Origin of the sequence: Paractinoplanes lichenicola (assembly GCF_016785085.1) — a bacterium.
GTDB classification, from domain to species: Bacteria; Actinomycetota; Actinomycetes; order Mycobacteriales; family Micromonosporaceae; genus Actinoplanes; species Actinoplanes lichenicola.
The window spans coordinates 486365-504671 of record NZ_JAENHO010000002.1; the positions used below are offsets into that span (position 1 = coordinate 486365).

Annotated in this window: 17 protein-coding genes; 10 read left to right on the forward strand and 7 right to left on the reverse strand. The window is 67.6% G+C overall.

The features are described 5' to 3' along the window. Window positions 1-79: 79 nt before the first annotated feature. Complete coding sequence (locus JKJ07_RS06765) at window positions 80-457, reverse strand: VOC family protein (protein ID WP_202990357.1); 378 nt, start codon at window positions 455-457, stop codon at window positions 80-82. A gap of 26 nt (window positions 458-483) precedes the next feature. Here JKJ07_RS06765 and JKJ07_RS06770 point away from each other — a divergent pair, with 26 nt between their 5' ends. After that, window positions 484-1242, forward strand: coding sequence for a phytanoyl-CoA dioxygenase family protein (locus JKJ07_RS06770; protein ID WP_202990358.1), 759 nt, complete (start codon window positions 484-486; stop codon window positions 1240-1242). Window positions 1243-1395: 153 nt separating this feature from the next. On the opposite strand, the gene JKJ07_RS06775 is transcribed toward JKJ07_RS06770, so the two are convergent. Further along, the gene (locus JKJ07_RS06775) at window positions 1396-2133 is read right to left on the reverse strand and encodes a S1 family peptidase (RefSeq protein WP_202990359.1); all 738 of its coding nucleotides are present in this window, start codon (window positions 2131-2133) and stop codon (window positions 1396-1398) included. A 472-nt stretch (window positions 2134-2605) separates the two neighbouring features. On the opposite strand from JKJ07_RS06775, the gene JKJ07_RS06780 reads away from it, so the two are divergent. Further along, window positions 2606-2941, forward strand: a complete 336-nt coding sequence (locus JKJ07_RS06780; protein WP_202990360.1) for a hypothetical protein — start codon at window positions 2606-2608, stop codon at window positions 2939-2941. Between the two features lie 208 nt (window positions 2942-3149). Here JKJ07_RS06780 and JKJ07_RS06785 read toward each other — a convergent pair whose 3' ends face one another. Then, entirely contained in the window at window positions 3150-3653 is a 504-nt protein-coding gene (locus JKJ07_RS06785; protein ID WP_202990361.1) for a hypothetical protein, read from the reverse strand. A 1619-nt stretch (window positions 3654-5272) separates the two neighbouring features. On the opposite strand from JKJ07_RS06785, the gene JKJ07_RS51055 reads away from it, so the two are divergent. The 4 genes from JKJ07_RS51055 to JKJ07_RS06795 all read left to right on the forward strand — a co-directional run bounded on the left by JKJ07_RS51055 (window position 5273) and on the right by JKJ07_RS06795 (window position 7107). Continuing rightward, the gene (locus JKJ07_RS51055) at window positions 5273-5407 is read left to right on the forward strand and encodes a hypothetical protein (RefSeq protein ID WP_268919088.1); all 135 of its coding nucleotides are present in this window, start codon (window positions 5273-5275) and stop codon (window positions 5405-5407) included. Between the two features lie 21 nt (window positions 5408-5428). Further along, window positions 5429-5560: a hypothetical protein gene (locus JKJ07_RS51060; RefSeq protein ID WP_268919089.1), complete on the forward strand. Its 132-nt coding sequence runs from the start codon at window positions 5429-5431 to the stop codon at window positions 5558-5560. Beyond that, on the forward strand, window positions 5557-6372 hold the full coding sequence (locus JKJ07_RS06790) for a hypothetical protein (RefSeq protein ID WP_202990362.1): 816 nt from the start codon (window positions 5557-5559) through the stop codon (window positions 6370-6372). The genes JKJ07_RS51060 and JKJ07_RS06790 overlap by 4 nt, the downstream gene beginning before the upstream one ends. Window positions 6373-6495: 123 nt before the next feature. Next, on the forward strand, window positions 6496-7107 hold the full coding sequence (locus tag JKJ07_RS06795) for a LysE family translocator (RefSeq protein WP_202990363.1): 612 nt from the start codon (window positions 6496-6498) through the stop codon (window positions 7105-7107). Here the strand turns inward: JKJ07_RS06795 and JKJ07_RS06800 are convergent. After that, window positions 7097-7615, reverse strand: coding sequence for a hypothetical protein (locus JKJ07_RS06800; RefSeq protein WP_202990364.1), 519 nt, complete (start codon window positions 7613-7615; stop codon window positions 7097-7099). The genes JKJ07_RS06795 and JKJ07_RS06800 overlap by 11 nt on opposite strands. Between JKJ07_RS06800 and JKJ07_RS06805 the strand changes: the two genes are divergently transcribed. Continuing rightward, window positions 7615-8028: a hypothetical protein gene (locus tag JKJ07_RS06805; protein ID WP_202990365.1), complete on the forward strand. Its 414-nt coding sequence runs from the start codon at window positions 7615-7617 to the stop codon at window positions 8026-8028. The two genes, JKJ07_RS06800 and JKJ07_RS06805, sit on opposite strands and share 1 nt — an antisense overlap. Before the next feature lie 88 nt (window positions 8029-8116). Beyond that, on the forward strand, window positions 8117-8359 hold the full coding sequence (locus JKJ07_RS06810; RefSeq protein WP_202990366.1) for a hypothetical protein: 243 nt from the start codon (window positions 8117-8119) through the stop codon (window positions 8357-8359). On the opposite strand, the gene JKJ07_RS06815 is transcribed toward JKJ07_RS06810, so the two are convergent. From JKJ07_RS06815 to JKJ07_RS06825, 3 genes are read right to left on the reverse strand one after another with little or no spacing between them, the layout of a single operon-like run. Next, window positions 8356-9423 carry a DNA glycosylase AlkZ-like family protein gene (locus tag JKJ07_RS06815; protein ID WP_202990367.1) on the reverse strand — a complete coding sequence of 356 codons (1068 nt, stop codon included), beginning with the start codon at window positions 9421-9423 and terminating at the stop codon, window positions 8356-8358. The genes JKJ07_RS06810 and JKJ07_RS06815 overlap by 4 nt on opposite strands. Continuing rightward, window positions 9411-9824, reverse strand: a complete 414-nt coding sequence (locus JKJ07_RS06820; RefSeq protein WP_202990368.1) for a PPOX class F420-dependent oxidoreductase — start codon at window positions 9822-9824, stop codon at window positions 9411-9413. The genes JKJ07_RS06815 and JKJ07_RS06820 overlap by 13 nt, the downstream gene beginning before the upstream one ends. A 53-nt stretch (window positions 9825-9877) precedes the next feature. Beyond that, window positions 9878-14068 carry a GH92 family glycosyl hydrolase gene (locus tag JKJ07_RS06825; protein ID WP_438871365.1) on the reverse strand — a complete coding sequence of 1397 codons (4191 nt, stop codon included), beginning with the start codon at window positions 14066-14068 and terminating at the stop codon, window positions 9878-9880. A gap of 180 nt (window positions 14069-14248) precedes the next feature. On the opposite strand from JKJ07_RS06825, the gene JKJ07_RS06830 reads away from it, so the two are divergent. Beyond that, entirely contained in the window at window positions 14249-15097 is an 849-nt protein-coding gene (locus tag JKJ07_RS06830; RefSeq protein ID WP_202990369.1) for a PhzF family phenazine biosynthesis protein, read from the forward strand. 156 nt (window positions 15098-15253) lie between these two features. After that, window positions 15254-18307 carry an NACHT domain-containing protein gene (locus JKJ07_RS06835; RefSeq protein WP_202990370.1) on the forward strand — a complete coding sequence of 1018 codons (3054 nt, stop codon included), beginning with the start codon at window positions 15254-15256 and terminating at the stop codon, window positions 18305-18307.

An 18307-nucleotide genomic window follows, 5' to 3' on the forward strand; every position in this document is an offset into this window, starting at 1 on the left:
GCGGAACCGGGGGTGACTGCGAGCTTGAGCGACGCTCAAGGCCGTAGCGCACGACCGGGATGTTCCCGGTGGTCGCGCTTCAGTCGAGACAAAACTCGTTGCCCTCGGGGTCCTGCATGTTCTGGCATGACTCGTTGACCCCGTCGGCGACCAGCAGTGTGCCCCGCTTCGCCCCGAGCGCCTCGAGTCGCACGCATTCGGCCTCGAGCGCGTCCAGCCGTTCCTGACCCACCAGCCCGGTGCCGACCCGCACGTCGAGATGCACCCGGTTCTTCACGGCTTTGCCCTCGGGCACCCGCTGAAAGAACAGCCGCGGCCGGACGCCGTCGGGGTCGACGCAGGCGAACGCCGACTCCGTCGACACCGTGGCTTCGTACCCCAGCACCTCGCACCAGAAGGAGCCGACCCGCTCGGGTTCGGCGCAGTCGAACGTGACTTGAAAGTCCTTGGACGTCATGGGCTCACCGTAGCCACACTGGGATCATGGATGTCGACGCCTTTGTCCGGGACGGGTTCGTCAAGCTCGAGCAGGCCGTGCCCGCCGACGTGGTCGACGCCTGCGTGCGCCTGCTGTGGGAGCGGATCGACCCCGAACCCGACGACCCCCGCACCTGGACCGAGCCGGTGCACTGGGTCGGCAACATGGGGCAGCCGCCGTTCGAGCAGGCGATGAACATGCCCGTGCTGGTCGACGCCATGAACACCGTGATCGGGCCGGGCCGCTGGCATCCGCGCAACGAGATGGGCGCCTTCCCCCTACGATTCCCGCACGCCGACGAGCCCGACGACGCCGGCTGGCACATCGAGGGCGCCTACATGCCCCCCGGCGAGACCTCGTACTGGACCAACGTCCACTCGAGCTACCGAGCTTTGCTGCTGCTGTTTCTCTTCACCGACGTCGACGAGCACACCGCCCCCACCCGCATCCGCGCCGGCTCGCATATGGACGTCCCGCGCGTCCTCCTCCCGTACGGGGAAACGGGCGCCTCGGGCGAGGTCCTGTCCCCTTTGGTGGCCGCCGCGTCGGCCCACCGCCCCACCGTCCTGGGCACCGGCCGCGCGGGCGACGTGTTCGTCTGCCACCCGTTCCTGGTCCACGCGGCCCAGCCGAACCACGGCACCCGCCCCCGCTTCCTGTCCCAGCCGTGCATCTCCCCCACCGACAACCACATGCTCAAGCCGTACGAGGGAAGCGACAGCCCCATCGCCCGCACCATCCGCCAAGCCCTGAACGGCGCATAACGGCTGACCGTGCTCTACGTCAGGTGCCCGCGACACCGCCGACCGCGGGGCCGACGCCGGGGTGAACCTGGACGTCACGTTCTTCCCGCTCCGACCAGGCCGGTGCCCGAAGCCCGGCGCCGGCGACAGCCGCCGGGCTACGGGATGGCGGGGTCAGGCTGTGGGCAGGCCGCCGACCTGGGTGTTGACCCAGGTGCGGATGGAGGGCAGGTCGCCGTAGATGCTGGGGGCCGTGGCGCAGGTGGAGCTGCTGTTGCCGGCCCGGCTGGTGACGCCGATCAGGTTCCAGCGGCCGTTGACCGTGCGCACCTGCGGGCCGCCCGAGTCGCCGTAGCAGGCGCCGGCCACGCCGCCCGTGTTGTTGGTGCAGATCTCGTACGGGCCGTTGATGCCCGCGCAGCGGCTGTCGGCCACGATCGACGTGTCGAGCTGGTGGGCCACGGTCGGCGAGGAGCCGCAGCCGCGCGGCGCGCACGTCTGGCCCCAGCCGATGATGCGGGTGGCCGTGCCGACCGCGCCCGAGGTCGCCGGGATCGGGGCCGGGGCGTAGCTGACCGACGAGGCCAGCTCGAACAGCTTGACGTCGATGCTCGGGTGGCTGACCGCGCGGCGCACCGACACGACAGTCCCGCCGCTGCTGCGGTTGATGCTGCCCACCCGTACGGAGGCCGGTGTCGGGCAGTGCTTGGCGGTGACCACCCAGTTCGCCTTGATCAGCGAGCCGGTGCAGCCGGAGGTGTAGACCATGAACGGGTAGTTCTCGGTGGCCTGCTGACCGCCGACGACCGACGGCCCCACGGGGTCGGCCGCGGCGACGGCCGGGGCGGCGGAGAGCAGACCCGCGGCGAGCACGCTCGCGGCGGTGAGCAGGGTCCGGGCGAGGAGGCGCATGGATGACGTCCTGTCTTGGCCGGTGGGGGTGACGACGGGCCGGCGGCCCGGCCAAACAGTAACCTTGAATAGACAAGCGTCGATACATGTTAGTTGGGGCCTATCACAAGGTGATGTCCAGGCAGCCCAGGAACGCCGGTGAGATTCACCTGCTCCTGACTGCTGCCTGGAACGATCCGTGCTGTGCCTGCGCCGCGGACGGCGATGACCACTGGACTCTCGAGCTGGTACGCCAGTGGTGGGCCGACCGATGGGCTCAACCAGTTACAGCGCCGCTGGTCGGACGGCTCAGGGGCGCCCGCCATCGCCGTCCTTGGTCGAATCGCTTTGCGGATGTTCGTGGCCGGCTTTGACGCGCCACGCCGGTTGATCCAGCAGCCGAGCATGATTCGTTCGCAGACGGATTACTTCTGGGACCGCTCTGCTGGCGTCGACCGCGGCCCATTTCGGGTTTCAGGTGACGGTCACGGCAGTGGTGTATCCGCCTCTGGCGAGGGTCCCCCCGGCGCAATGGCGGGTCGCGCACGATGCTCATTCTCGGGCGATCACCAAGCTTGTCGTCATCGTCTACGGCGCGTTGGTCGTGACCGGGGCTTGGGCGCTGCGGTCAAGCCTGAGCGCCTGGACGGTGGTGGCGCTGGCGGCGACCGCGGTTGCGTTCACCGTCACCGCGGCCGCGGCGGCGCCCGCTCATGCCCGGCTGGGCGCGGCGCATGATCCGGGCCGGATTGCCACCCTCCTGCGCGTCGACCGCATCCGCGCGGGGGCGTCAGCTGTCGCGTTGGTGGCAGCGGCCGCCGCGGTGTGATGAGTGCCCGAGCAGCGCGCGGCGGAATGCGGTGCCAATGTCGCGCAGGCCTTGATGGATCGAGTTTGCGCCGCCTGGGGTCCTCGTGGATCGCGTCGACGCGCAGGACGCCCCATTTGCGGTCGGGGTAGCGGCGCTGAACTCAGCTCGGCGCTACAGCGACGAACGGATCCGAGACTGGATCCGTTCGTCTTGCTGTGGCGGGTAGTCAGGCGACCGGTGCCTGCTCAAGTGCCGCCGCGAGAGACTCGGCATTCTTACGGTCGACCCGCGGGAAGGTCAGCGACACACCCTCGCCGGCCGCGAAACCCAGGCGCAGCAGGCTGACCACACCGAACTTCGTCTCGGCCAACGTCACCTGGTCACGCGGGACCTCGCCGAGCAGCTTCTTGCCCGGACCGCCGAGAAAGGTCTGCGGCAGGAACAGCACCCGCCGGTCGGTCACCACCACGAATTGCTTACGGTTCTTCGTGAGCGCCGCTGCGAGTGCCCCGCCGGCCTCCAGCGCGATGCCCTGCTTGACGACCGTTCCCAGCCGGCTGGCCGAGAACTTACCCACCACGGCCCGTGCGGCCGCCACAGGCTGCTCGCCCGTCTGCAGGTACGACGCGACGTACTCGAAAGCTCGGGCTTCCAACTTCTGCTGCACGAGATCCCCATCCAAGATCGAACCGTCTGACATCGCAAGAGCGCCAGATCCGGTGAAGATCATACGAACGACCATCGATACCTGCGCACCCGGAGGACGCGACTACCCCGCCGCCGCGGGGCCGGCCACGCGCGCCTCGCTGCAGATCCGGGCGTCGATTTTCACGGTCCTCGCGACTACTCGAACCTCGGCCGCGCTTTTCAAAGAAACCGCATTATTTTCACCTCCATTACATCACCTCAATGCCTGTTTCGGAATGGCATGATCCACAACTGGTGGACCATGTTATGGGCGCGGGATAATTGTCGACATGCCGCACCAGCAGCTTTCACTATTCACCCGGCCGGTGACTGCTGCTCTGCTGGATCGCACCAAAGCACGTAACTATTCGCCGTCGCGCGACGAGTTCCGTCGTGATCACGCGCGTCGGCGGCGGTGGGGACTCGCCCGTCGTCACGGGTTGAAGTCGTGCCGGTTGCAGGGCTGCTCCCGGCGGTGCGGGGAACTGGGCTTGCACGATCAGGTCGAGGTGGTGCCGCCGTTGATCTGGCCCGAGGGTGCCAGCTGTGTGCGGCCGTCAGCGGTAGCACCGGGCGGTGCAGTCGCCGCCCGAGACGATCAGCCGGCCGGCACCCCGCAGCCGGCCGCCCGCCAGCCGGTGATCAATGGTCAGCAATCGGCTCCGTCCCAGCTGGAACGTGCAGCTCGGACCGGGCCTGCACCGCAAGCCGTGTCCGGCCCGCAGACCGTGTCCGCGCCGCAGGCAACCGACTCCGCATCGAAGGACGTGCCCGGAGCGCAGGCCGTGACCGCATCGCTGGCCGAGCCGGCAGGCCGAGACCACGGCAGCTGCACGCCGGCACACCCGAACAAGGTCACCTCAACCCACCACGATCGGGGCCACTGGCCCCGACCGAGCTACCGCACCCGAACCGCAGCGGAAACTACCCGACCACGTCAGGCCAACCGAACCCGGCCACCTCCACAACCGGCCACCACAGCGACTCGACCCCCGCAACACAACGGCCGACGGGGGTGGGCCCGCCCCGTCAAACGCCCAGCCGCCAAAACAAGACAATGCCGAGCGTGAACACGTTCACCCGCACTTACGCAGCACCTCAGGCATCTGAATGACACTATCGCCCGACATCCAAGAAAGATCGGCAGTGCGTCACCGAAACCGCTGCCGGATCACCGGTGCCACGGCCCCAGCAGCACGGCCTCAAGCAAGGGTTCGCCTCTCGAAATACAGAAAACGAAGCGGAACAGCCGGCACGGCCATAACCCGGCGCCCCTCACATCGGCTGATCCGCGTTCGCGTCCCCGAGCGATTCAAGCCCGTCTGCATGCACCGTGTGCGGGCTGGCGGGCGGCTGCCGGCATCCACCGGGTGGACGTTTCTCACCGTTTTAGGAGTGTCATCCAACCGGGTTGTCGAGTGGGGTGATGGAGGCTGGCCGTCGAGACAGGCCGGTCGGTTTTGAAAAGGTCGTGATCGGCATCTCGGGCGGGCTCGACTCGACGCACGCGCTGATCGTGGCCGCGCGCGCGATGGCCAGCGTCTGGCCCCGAACTTCCCGGCACCGAAACGGGTGGCCTACGACCTGCCCGAGATCCGCCGCCGGTGGCTCGAGACGTTCTGTCGCCGGTTCTTCGCGTTCGCCTAGTTCAAGCGTTCGGCGATGCCCAACGGGCCAAAGGTCTCGGCCGGCGGCTCGCTCTCCCCGCGCGGCGACTGGCGGGCCCCCTCGGACGGCAACGCCAACGCCTGGCTGCGCGACCTCGAACGCTGGGACGCCATGGACGCCTGGAAGTAACGGCCCTGAACCACTACCTCGGTGACCAACGGCCGCTACGTCACCTGGGCGCAGATGACGTACTTCGCGGCGCCCCTGACGATCACGCTCGCCTGCTTCGCGGTGGCCGCCGTGACCACGCTGGTGGCCTGGCTGCTTCGATGGAGGTCATGACGAGCTTTCCGGCCCAGGCCGCGCGGGTCCGCGACACCGACCGGCCGCTCGACCGCCGGCTGCTGGCGTTGCGCGAGTGCGTGTTGCATTTCTCCCCGTACGGGTTCGGCCCGACCTGGCATTACCTGATCCGCGCGGCGCGCATCCCGGTGTGGCTGGAGACCGACCCGGATGCGTTGCTGCGGGCCCTAGCGCTGCTGGAGCCGGCCCGCACCCGGTGGCTGGCCGACACCCGGTCGTACGAGGCCCGTCGCCGCAGCGAAAAGGCGGCCGGTCGGCGTCAGCCGCGCCCGGGAGAGATGCCGCTCCACAAGGCCTACTTCCCGCCGCTGGAGCCGCTGCCCGAGCGGCGCTGGAACCTGATCTGGTATCGGCTGGTGCCCCGCGATGGGACCATCGGCGGCGGCGACATCCACGAGTTCCGGGCCGAATACACCCCGACCAGCGCCGACGGCCGTTTCGGGGACTATCAGCTCTACATCCGAGGAACCCCGCTCGGCAACGCGACCACCACCGCCCTGGCCCCGCACCTGGTCAACCTGCGAGCACTGCGCCGCATCGCCGAGGACCCGGCCCGGCGCCGCAAGGCGCCCCTGATCCTCGGCGACACCTTCGACCACGTGCACGTCACGCTGGCGGCCACCGACCAGGACCTGATCTTCGAGTTCGCGTCGAACCGCCGGGACGACTGGGCGCCGCCGCCGCGATGGACGCCGCCGCGCGGCCGTCCGATGCGTTTGCCGGTGCGCCGGACCGAGGTCATCAGCGCCTGCCGGGCCGCGGAAGCCAGTTTCGAGGCGTGGTTGACCTGAACCCGGCTTGAGGTCGCATGCTAGTAGTGCACGCGGTCAGCTTCGGCGGTCCCGAGGTGTTGCTGCCCGGCGAGGCGCCGGACCCGGTGGCCGGGCCCTGGTGCTTCTGACAGACTCGCCGGCGTGATCGACTGGCCCGGTTTCCTCGTCGCCGCGACCCTGGTGTCGCTCATCCCGGGCGCCAACCAGCTGCTCGGCCTGCGCAACGCCGTCCGCTACGGCACGGCCCGCGCGCTGACCGGGGTGCTGGCCCGGCTGGCCGCCTTCGTCGTGCTGATCGGTCTGGTCGTGGCGGGGCTGGGGGCCGTGCTGGCCACCTCCGCGGCCGCCCTCGAAATCGTCAAGTGGATCGGCGTGGTCTACCTGGCCTGGCTCGGCATCACCAGCCTGCGCAGCGCCCGCCGGGACCCCGGCCCGTCCGCCCCCGACCGCCCCGCCGTCATGGTCAACGAGTTCGTCGTGGCCATCAGCAACCCCAAGGCCCTGTTGCTCTTCGCCGCATTACTGCCCCAGTTCACCGACACGTCCGCGCCCGGCGCGGGCCTGCGCCTGGCCCTGCTCGGCGTCGCCTACCTGGGCATCGAACTGCTCGTCGGCCTGGGCTATATCGCCGTCGGCCGCGCTCTCGGCGCCACCGGCATTCCCGCCCGCACGCAACGCCGCGTCGACCTCGGCGCCGGCATCACGTTCCTCGGCCTGGCCGGGTTGCTCGCCCTAGACGACGTCACCTCTTGAGGGTGAACGCCTTGCTGGTCATGGTCGCCTTCTCCTTGCCCACCTTGCAGGTGACGCGGGCCTTGTATGTGCCCTTCTTCAGATCCACGTACTTGTACCAATCCGTGTAAACACCGTTCTGCTCGTCATGGATGAGCTTCCCAAGCGTGCGTACGGTCTTGCCGCCCTTGACGATCGTCGATGTGCAGGACATCCGGTCCGCCGTCGAATAGCTCTCCACCGACAGCGAGATGTCCGACCCGTAGTTGGTGACCTCGAAGTCCGTGGCGAAGTTGTGGACCGGCCCGTAAACGTGCGAGAAGGAATGCGTCGTCGTCGCCTGTGCGGCCTGTGCGGGAGCGCCGAGGCCGAGCACGACGCCACTGGCGGTAAGGGCAAGAGTCATGCCGGCGATGCTTTTGCGAACCATGGCCCACGTTTCGGCAGGCCGAACCCGGAACAGAAGCCTTTCGCCGGCCGGGTGCGTGCCGATCAGACGCACAGCCAGCCGGGAAGAAAGGTCGGACAATGAATCGCACCGCAGTCAAGAACCTCGGGTTCTGCGCCGCCGCGATCGGCGTGTTCGGTTTCGCGCCATCGGCCGAGGCGGCCGCCCCGCCCGTCCGGCAACTCGTGGCCGAGACCTACACGATCGACAAAGGCAACTGCCGAAACGGCTACTTCAGCGTCTACTTCAACGCCCCGCTGCGCAACGTCGTCGAGTTCGACCTGGAGGTCAGGACCTCCCGCGGCACCATCACGAAGACGGTGCACAGCTACCAGAACTACGTCTCGATCACCCCCGGCTGCGTCTCCAAGGGCTTCGTCCAAGACGTCAAACGCAAGAAGCTGACCGCGACGGTGTACGCCTACACGACGTCAGGCGCCTACGCCGGAAAGCGCAGCGTCAAAATCAAGCTGATCGACTCCTACAACTGCTGAGCCCGGCTCGGCGGCCTGAGGCGTGTTGCGGTGGGCGGTCCTGGTCGCTGTCCGGCGGCCGGGGTCTGTGGGTGTCTAGATTAGGGGGATGGGGAACCCGTGGGACGAGGAGTTCGCGCCGTCGGTGGCGGCCGCGAATGTGTTGCGGTGGGCGTATGAGAACGGCGCCGTGACGCTTGGGGAGGCGTACGACATGCTCGAGCAGTTCGAGCTCAGCAACGACGTGCCCGAGGTTCTCGGAGAGGATGACACGGTTGAGGGCGTACGGGAGGAACTTGAACTTGGTCTTGAAGCTCCCGGCCCCGACACCCCGCTGGCCACGCTGATCTAACCCGGCAGGTCGAGGGCCACGCCGAGCCAGCGGGCCAGGTCGTGCAGTTCGGCGTGCACGGCGGCGGTCACCGCGGGGGAGAAGGGGGCGTCCTCGTGGATCGCGTCGACGCGCAGCACACCCCGTTTGCGGTCGGTGGTGGCGTCGAGCTTTCCGATCAGGCGGTCGTGATGCAGGATCGGCATCGCCCAGTAGCCCCAGCGGCGCTTGGCGGGCGGCTTGTACATCTCGAGGTTGTAGTCGAACTCGAACAGGTCGAGCATGCGCTTGCGGTCGAAGATCAGGCGATCGAGCGGGGAGAGCAGCGCCGTCCGGCCTTCGAAAGGGCCCTCCAGGAACGCCGGGTCGACGCGCCACGAGCCGCGGACGCCCTCGATGCGAGCCTCGATGCCGGCGTCGACGCGGCGCGCTATGCCCAGCGAGTGGAGCAGCCGGGCCGCGCGAATGCGCAGCGCCTCCTCCAGGGGCACCACCTCGGCCGGGTAGACGCGGTGGGCCAGATCCCACATGCGGTCGCGGCCGTCGCGGTCGGCCAGCGCGATCTCGCCCCGCACGACCAGGCATTCCAGCATCATGCCGACGTTGCGGTTGTTGTTCCACCCGGACGAACCCCACCGCACTGCTGACGTATCCGGAATATCCGATTGCGGGACGGGCCCGTCGCGGTCCAGCAAGTCCAAAATGTCCCGCCGAAAACGATCGTTGGCGTCGACCCAATGCTGCGCCGCGGGCATCCCGAACTGTGAATCCGGCGCCGAGCGCTCGGACATTTCAGCACGAAATAGCGAAATGTCCGAGAAGGGGCGGATCATTCCGCGAAGCTCGACGTAAGACCGATCGGCTAGCCCATCAGCGAGCGCCGAAGCCTGATAACGCGACCCCAACCGGCTCCACAAAGCAAGATCGGCATGAGGAGCCACCGCAGCGGTCTGGTCGTACTGCAGGAACGTCAAGCGCGCGAGGGCGGAAGAAATCGAGGAGGGCCGGGGCAAAGTCAAAAGCTGCGCCCGTACGGCGATCCGCCGCGCCTCGGCCCGCGTCAGCGAGACGGTCACATGACCCATCCGTACAGGTGCTCGACTTTGATCCGGACCACGAGCCGGCCGTCGGCGACCATCGCGCGCCGATACTCGTCCCAGTCGGGGTGCTCCTGGCCGCGGATCAGCCGATAGATCTCGATCAGCTCCTCGACGACCTCGTCCTCGAGCCCCCAGGCGACCTGGGTGAGCTCGGCCGTGCCCTCGGCCACGGCGTAGCCCTGCTCGCCCGAGACCTTGATGCTCACCCGGGAGTCGCGGCGCAGATTGTGCACCTTGGCCAGCGACGTGCGGGTGGAGAAGCGGATCAGGCCGGGCAGGGCGATGTAGCTGACGTCGGACAGCTGCGGCCGCCCGTCCTTCTTGATGGTCGCGACGGTGCCCAAGTTGCCCGCCGCGATCACACCCCAGAGCTTCTCGTCTGACATGGTTACTACGTTACTAGGAAGGGGCGGCGGGGTGTGCCCCGCCGCCCCTTTTGTCACAGCTTCGCGCACTGCCCCAGTCGGAGGCCCGAGCCCGCGTTCTTGAGCCCGTTGTTGACCGGCGCCGGGTTGTTGCCCGTGCAGGTCAGTGCTCCGTTGATCGTGTTGCCGGCGACCACCGTGGCGGTCTTGCCGGTGGTCAGCGTGACGATCCCGCGGACCGTGGAGCCCTCGATCGACACCGGACCCGAGTTGGTGGCGGTGACGAAGCCGGTCACGTTGGTGCCGAGCAGCGAGATCGTCCCCGCGCCGGTGGCCGTGAGGGCCGCTTTCAGGGTCGCCCCCGTGGCATAGAGCGACGCCCCATTCCGTACGGTGACCAGGCCCTTGACTGTCGATCCGGGCGCCAGGCAAGTGACGCCCGAGCTGACCGTGAGCGCCCCCGACACCTCGTCCGAGATGGTCGTCGTGCAGGCCGGCGCGGGCTTGCCGAGCAGCTCGACCTCGGCCAGCGTGCCCTCGAACTCGATCGAGTAGTGCTTGTACCGCCCCGGCGACGCGATCTTGAAGGGCCGGGTCTGCAGCCGCCAATCAAATTTCTCCGAAGAGCGTGTATCGATCGTCGTCCAGGTCGTGCCGTCGTACGAGCCCCGCACGGTCCACGATGACGGGTCGGTGCCGGCCGTGGCCCCGGACGTCAGCGTGTAATACGTGGCCTGCTCGCCGGCGCTCGCGAACTCGTAGCTGAACGGCCCGCTGCCCTGCGTCGTGCTGGCGTCGTCGACCAGCGTGGGCGTGGTGGCGGTGCCCTTGCCGGGACCGGTCAGGTCGCGCAGCGGGTTGGCCGGCGCGCTGCCCTGGGTGATCGACGGCGGCGGCGAGTCGGCGCCCCACGACGACGGGTTCGGCCCCATCTTGAAGTCCAGCACCGCGCCGTCGGCCAGCTTTTCATGGGGGATCGACGTTGATTTATAAGAAGCCCCGTTGATCTTCAGATCCTGCACGTAGACGTTCGAATCGCTGTTGGCGGGCGCGTTGATGACGATCTTCTTGCCGTTCTCCAGGTTGACCGTGGCCTTCTTGAAGAGCGGAGACCCGACCGCGTACGCCGGTGAGCCCATCTGCAGCGGGTAGAAGCCGAGCGCCGAGAACACCTGCCACGCCGACATCTCGCCGTTGTCCTCGTCGCCGGGGTAGCCCTGGCCGATCTCGCTGCCCAGATACAACCGGGACAGCGCCTCCCGCGCGAGCTTCTGCGCCTTCGCGGGCTGCCCGGCGTAGTCGTACATGTAGATGATGTGGTGCGACGGCTGGTTGCTGTGGCCGTACTGGCCCATCCGCACGTCGCGCGCCTCGAGCATCTCGTGGATCGTTCCCCCGTACGAGCCGGGGAAGGTCGCCGTCTCGGGCGTCGCGAAGAACTTGTCGAGCTTGTCGGCCAGCCCCTTCTTCCCGCCGTACAGGTTGGCCAGGCCCTGACCGTCCTGCGGCACGTGGAACGCCATGTTCCACCCGTTCGTCTCGGTATAGTCGTAGCCCCAGACGCGCGGGTCGTACTGCTCCGGCGTCTGCCGCCACACGCCCGCCGAGCTCTTGCCCTGGAAGAAGCCGACCGACTTGTCGAACATGTTGACGTAGTTGAGCGCCCGGTTGCGGAAGTACTCGGCCTCCTCGGCGTACCGCTTCTCGCCGGTCTTCTCGGCCAGCGCCGCGGCCATGTTGGCGATGCCGAAGTCGTTGATGTAGCCGTCCATGGCCCAGCTCATCGCCTCGCCGGTGACGTCGCTCGGCGTGTAGCCCTTGAAGATCGAGCTCGCCAGGCCCTTGCGCCCGACGTTCTGGTTGGGCGGCGTCACCGTGGCGTTCTTGACCGCCGCGGCGTAGGCCTCCTCCACGTCAAAACCTTTGACCCCTTTCCGGTACGCGTCGGCGAACGCGACGTCCGAGCTGGTGCCCACCATGAGGTTGGCATAGCCCGGCGACGACCAGCGCGAGATCCACCCGCCGTCCCGGTACTGCTGGACGAACCCGTCGACCATCTCGCCCGCCATCTTGGGCGTCAGCAGCGAATACGCGGGCCAGGTCGTGCGATACGTGTCCCAGAACCCGTTGTTGACGTAGACCTTGCCGGCCTTGACCGGCGCCCCGGTCTCGGTGGGCGTGCTGGCCGGGCTGGTCACCGCCGACTGCACGGTGTGCTTGTAGACCGGCGCGTCGTTGGTGCCCGTGTTCTCGAACGCCGAGTTCGGGTAGAGGAACAACCGGTACAGGTTGGAGTAGAGCGTGACCAGCTGGTCCTCGGTTGCGCCCTCCACCTCGATCGTCTTCATCTTCGCGTCCCACAGCTTCTGGGCGTTGTCGCGCACGGACTCGATCGTCGCGTCGGTCCCGATCTCCAGGTCGAGGTTGTGCTTGGCCTGGGCCACGCTGATCAGCGACGTGGCGATCCGCATCTGCACGGTCTTGTCGGCGAAGCTGACGTAGCCCGTCGACGGCCGGTTGCCCGCGGCCAGCGAGCCGCTCGCGGTCACCTGCTTGTCGAACGTGGCGTAGACGAACATCCGGGTCCAGCCGGCCGAGAGCCCGCCGCTGTTGACGTCGGTCCAGCCGCTGATCGCGTTGTTCGCCGCGTCGATGGTCAGCCCGGCGTTGTTGTTGACGTTGTCCAGGATCAGGTTGCCTTGATTCTGCGGGAACTCGAACTTGAACAGCGCGGCGTGGTCGGTCGGCGCGAACTCCGTCTTGAGCCCGTTGTCGAACGTGACCCCGTAGTAGTACGGCTTGGCCACCTCGTTGTCGTGGCTGAACGGCAGCGCCCGCGCGGCGCGGGCCGGGTTGAGCGCCGTCGACGGCATCACCTGGAACGTCTGCCGGTCACCCATCCACGGGCTGGGCTCGTGGCTGGCCGAGAACGCCTGGATCGTCGGCTTGTTGTCGGCGTTGTTCTGCCGCGACCACTGGTAGAGCCAGCTGGTCGAGCCGGCGTCGGTCACCGGCGTCCAGAAGTTGAAGCCGTGCGGGACGGCGGTGGCGGGAAAGTTGTTGCCCCGCGAGAAGTCGCCTGACGACTGTGTGCCCCGGCGCGTGTCGGCGTACGCGGAAAGGTTGGCCTTGGGCTGGGCCGGCGCGACGTCGCCGATCGCGATGTCGTCGAACCACGTGCGGAAGCTGGTGGGGCCGCTCGGCTTGTCGTAGCCGACGAGGACGCGGTCGATGGTCTTGCCCTTGGCGACCTGGCCGATCCTGCTTTTCTTGAGGTTCCACTGACTCGTGTAGAGGGTCTTGCTCTTGCCCTGCTCGGCCGGGCTCAGTTCGATGCCGTGCTGGTCCTTAGCCGACAATTCGGACAAATATGACCCGTCTGTGAAGGCCAGATCGACTGCCGCGTACGTGGCGGGGTTGCTCAGGTCGGTCCGGTTGAACTCGGGGAAGACCAGGTAGGACAATTCGGAATTGTCGGTTACCGCGATGTTGACGTCGAAGACCTTGTTGTACGCGTAGCCCCGGCCCTCGGCGGTGTGGCGGCCGGCGATCTGGAAGGCTTTGAGGCCCGTGTAACCCGCGTTGGCCTTGGCCGTCGGCGAGCTGGCCGGGCCGTTGCCGAGCCGGCTCTGCATCGGGCCGGTCGGCGGGGGTGTGGTGTTCGCGTCGGCCAGCTCGAGGTCGGCCAGCTGCGTCAGGTTGCCGCTGCCGTGCGCGCTGATGCTCAGGCGATAGATCTTGAAGCTGCCCGGGCTCGAGACCTCGTACGTCTTGGTCTGGAACCGATCGTCGAACGTCTGCCCGGTCTGCGTGTCGACAGTCGTCCAGCTCTGCCCGTCGGCCGAGCCCTCGAGCGTCCAGTCCTTCGGGTCCCGCTCGGGGGAGTCGTTGGCGCTGGTCAGGGCGTATTTGACGACCTCTTTGGGGGCGTCCAGCGTGTATTGGGCCCAGCTCGTCGGCGTGTCGACCAGCCACTTGGTCGCGGCGTCACCGTCGTTGAGATTGTTGGCGCCCTCGTTGCCGTTCGGCTGGGCGTTGACGGCGATGGCCGTGACGTTGCCCCGCAGGCTGCCCGGCATGCCGACGGTCACGGTGCCGTCGACGCCGCTCGCCCGCTCGGTCGTATCGGTCCAGTCGGGCTGCGGCTGCCCCGCCTCGAACGAGGACGCGAAATCCGGCGCCGCGGCCTGAGCCGGCGCTCCCATCAGCATCGATCCCATCATCGTCAGGGGCACTGCCGCGACTATCCACCGTGGTCGGCGCATCCGACCTCCTCCGATCAATCCACGTAACGTGCGCGACACATCGTTACTGGTAAATCAACCAATGAGCAAGACCGGATCGCACACAATCGCGCAACGGCTGACATCGATGTCAGTGGAGCCCTTGTGTCCCGTTCTGCCTCCCGATATGGTCACTTCGGGCGCCCGTGTCTCCGAGTTCCCATGTTCAAACGTGTTCGATTCCAGGGGGTCCCGACGGACGTCGCCGTGGTCCACTCCTGCCGCCGCGACGGCCGCGGTGGCAGCCCCACCGCGGTCGTCTGCCGATCCGACGCCCCGTCCGACCTGTCGTCGCTGAGCCATCTGCCCGCGCGGGCCGGAGCCTCCCACGCGGTGGTGGTCGACGGTCCACCCGAGGGCCCGGTCACCCTGAGGTTCTTCACCGCCACCGGTGAACTGCCCGCCTGCGGCCACGGCACGGTCGCCGCCCTGGCCTTCCTGGCCGCCCGGGCCGGAAAACGCGACCACACCGTGCCCCTGCGCATCGGCAGTCGGTCTTTGACGGGCTATGTCACCGACGGCACGATGGCAACCTTCCTCGAGAGCCGCATCGTCCTGCGGCTCCCCACCGACCCCGAACTGGCCGGCGTGCTGCCGGCGCTGGGCCTCCCGGGCCTGCCCGTGGGCGTGCTGGCCGCCTCTACCGGCCGCTGGCGCCTGCTGGTGCCGATCAACTCCCGGGCCGCCCTGACCCGGCTGACCCCCGACCCCGGCCACCTGCGCGAAGTGTGCGACCGGCTGAACTTGCTCGGCTGCTACGTGCATTCCCCGCCGGACGCCGAGGGCCGCCTGGCCGCCCGCATGTTCGCCCCCGCCATCGGCATCCCCGAGGACGTGGCCAACGCCAACAGCACCGCCTGCCTGGCCGCCGCCCTGGCCGGCCGCACGATCGCCGTCGACATGGGCGACACGGTGGGCGCCCCCTCCACCATCCTCGCGTCAGCTCGCCCCGGCGGGGCCGTCGAGGTGGGCGGCGAAGCCACGATCACCGGCAAACTCCGCCTCGACTGATCACCGACCGTCCTCCGCTTCCCGGCCTGCCGGGTGAGCAGACGGGGCTGCCGGGCGGGCGTTCGCTGCTCGATGACGAGAAGCCGGTTCGGCTGACCCGTTCCAGGAGGTTGCCGAGTAGCGTGAGACTCGCCGTCGACTCAGGAGGGTCAATCGTTGCCGATCGAGAAGATTCTCACCGCGGCGATCACGCCTCTGGCCAAGCTCCTGTGGAAGCAGCTGACCGAGACCCGCCCAGGCGCCGGTCTGGTCGGGACGGCGCCGCCGCGCCTCGACAGCCGACTGCCCGGCACAAAGCCCAAAAAGGAACTCGAAGAGACCGACATCGGAAAGCTGGCTTCGAAGCTCGAGGATCGACTGACCGAGCTGCGTGCGGCCGAGTTCTCGAGTTTGGGAGAGGCTGACGTCGCAGCAGCAACATCGGCTGTGGCCGCGGCCTTCGTAGCCATCACGCCACTCGACGCGACCACACTGTTCGACCTGGACCTCGACCCGCAGCGGCTCAGCGCCTTGGTGCGGGAGAGTCCTGCTGCGAAGTCACGCCGTGCCCAGATGGGTGACGAGGGTCGTCTCTACGACCAACTGCTCGACAACGTGAGTATCCAAATCGTCGAGTTCTTCACATCTCGGCCACAGTTCGCGCTGCGTTCCCAGGTTGAGACGGTCCGGAAACTGGCGGCGGCCCGCTCCGATATCGCCGGCCTGGCGGACAAGGTCACTACCACTGCCGATCAGTATCTGACTTTTGAGCGGCGGTATCGCGAGACAGTGGCGCGCCGGCTCAATCGCGTCTATTTCTACGGCCTGGAGAGCCCCCAGTTCTCGCCCGAGCTCAACAGACACCACCCGCTGGACACGGCGTATGTGTCTTTGCGGCTCGCACCGACTCGTCGCGTTTCCGCCGGAGTGCTGGCGGCTGGCGGCCTTGACCCGCAGGGCGTTCTCACCAGCAATCGCCGCTTGATCATCACGGGCCCGGCGGGCGCCGGAAAGACCACAATCCTGCAATGGCTTGCGTTGACGTCCGTCGGGGCTCTGGACGGTGCAGCCGCCTCCGACCTGGGTGGCGTCATTCCCTTCTTTCTACCGATCCGGAGATTCCGCGAAGACCGCGCGCTTCCTGCCCCCGAGCATTTCTTGGGGCCGATCGCCGGGCACATCGCAGGCGACATGCCGCCCGGGTGGGTCCACGACTGCCTGCGTACCGGGCGCGCTGCCGTCCTCGTCGACGGTATCGACGAAATACCTCGAGCGCGCCGAAGGGCCGCGCTTGAATGGTTGGAGACCCTGGTCGACGAGTACGGCTTGTCGCGCTTCATCGTGACCTCTCGTCCGGCAGCGCTCGACACCGCCTGGGCCGGCCTGGACCAGTTCGCGGCCTACGAGATCATGCCGATGACGTTGGCCGAGAGCACCACCATGATCGAGCGGTGGATGGAGACAGTTGGCCTCTCACGCTCTTCCCGGTCCGCGGTCAAGCGCTTGGTCGAGCACCTTCCGAGCGATCCCGGCTTGGCCCAACTGGTGCGCAATCCCGCACTCTGCGTCCTGGTGGCGCGATTGCTGATCCTCGATGGAGGCGTTCCGAGCAGCCTGGTGAGGCTGTGTGAACGCAGCCTCAGGCTATTCCTCGGCACCGACTCTCTAGCGAGCCGGGACGTTGTGCGGGGTATCGACCCCGTCGAGTACGGCATCAGGCTCTCGCCGGAACAACAGGCTCGTGTGATAGCTGCTCTCGCCTGGTGGATGATACGCAACGGTCTCGACAGTGTGTCCGCCGAGGCAGTCACGCGGCACCTCCGGAACGACTACGGAGACCGGTCTGAACAGTTCCTCCATTTCCTCCTCGTGCGTTCAGGAATTCTGACCGAGACTGACCCTTCAGCGGTCACCTTCTCGAACGAGACGCTACGCAATTACCTGGGTGCGGTCGGTGCCCTCGATTCCGGTGACGCCCCGATGCTGGCGAATCAAGCAGCCGACGGACGCTGGGACGAGGTGACCTCGCTGGCGATAGCCGTCGAAGTACGCCGGCACGGCCAGTCGCCACTCGCCGCCGCCCTGGTCGAGCAGGCGAAGACGGGCCCCGGCGTTCGCCAAGACTTGTTCCGCCTGGTCGGCAGCGGACTGGCGGCCGTCGATGGCGACTCTCAATTGAAGAGAAAGCTGCTACAGGTACTGCTTCCCGTCGATGACGTCGCGCAGGCCGGTGATCTCGCCCTGTGCGGGCCGGCCCTGCTCCCGCTGCTTGACGAGCAAGTGAGCCACACCGAGCAACAAGTAGCGGCTGTGGTGCGGACGGCATCATTGATAGGAGGCGCCTTCGCGTTGAAGCTGATCAAGAAGCACGCACGCGATCCCCGAACCACCGTGGTGGCGGAGTTGGTCAGGGCCTGGGAACGTTTCGACGTGGCGGAGTACGCCTCGCACATCCTGCGGGACGCCGCAGTTCACAACGTTACGGTTGCCGTGGACCAGCCCGAGTGTCTCGAGCAGCTTTCTCAGATCAACTTGCTTCGCCGCTTGCGCTGCACCGGCGCTCTCCCAGATCTCTCCGCGCTGGGCCGAGTCCATGGGTTAAAGACTCTCGAGATCGCCGATAACCCCGCCTTCCGCGACGGCGGCCAGCTGACGCTGCCGCCGATTCTGGCCGAACTCAGTTTGGAAGGCTGTTCGGAGATCCGGGATCTCTCTTGGCTGTCAGGCGCCAGGCTGCGCCGGCTGGGCATTCGACGCTGCCGCGTCGAGCTGGCCACGTTGGCGGGGTCGCCCGCTCTCGAGACCTTCGAGCTTGAGCTCGGCCCAGACCAAGCCGACCTTGCCGACCTCTCGTCAGCAGTACCGTTGACGCGGCTCATCAGCACCGCTCCGGGCATGAGCCTGCTTCCCCTGGCGCAGCACCGAAAGCTCGAGTACCTGGTTGTGGCCGGTTGGCCGACAGAGAGCGAGTTCAGCGTCCTGGCGAGCCTTCCGCATCTCCGTACGTTGAAGATCAACGGTGCTGTGATCGACGACTTCGCGCCCCTCGCGAGCTTGTCCGGACTGGCCGAACTCGACCTCGCCTTCTTCACTGCCCCCGCCGACAGCTCCCCGCTGCGAAGGCTGACCGCGCTGAAGTCACTTCGGTTGGACCATCAAGGGATCGGGTTGCTGCCTTTCGCGCCCCCGATCACGGCCGCTCGGCTGGAGATAGTCCGCGCCGTCGTGTGA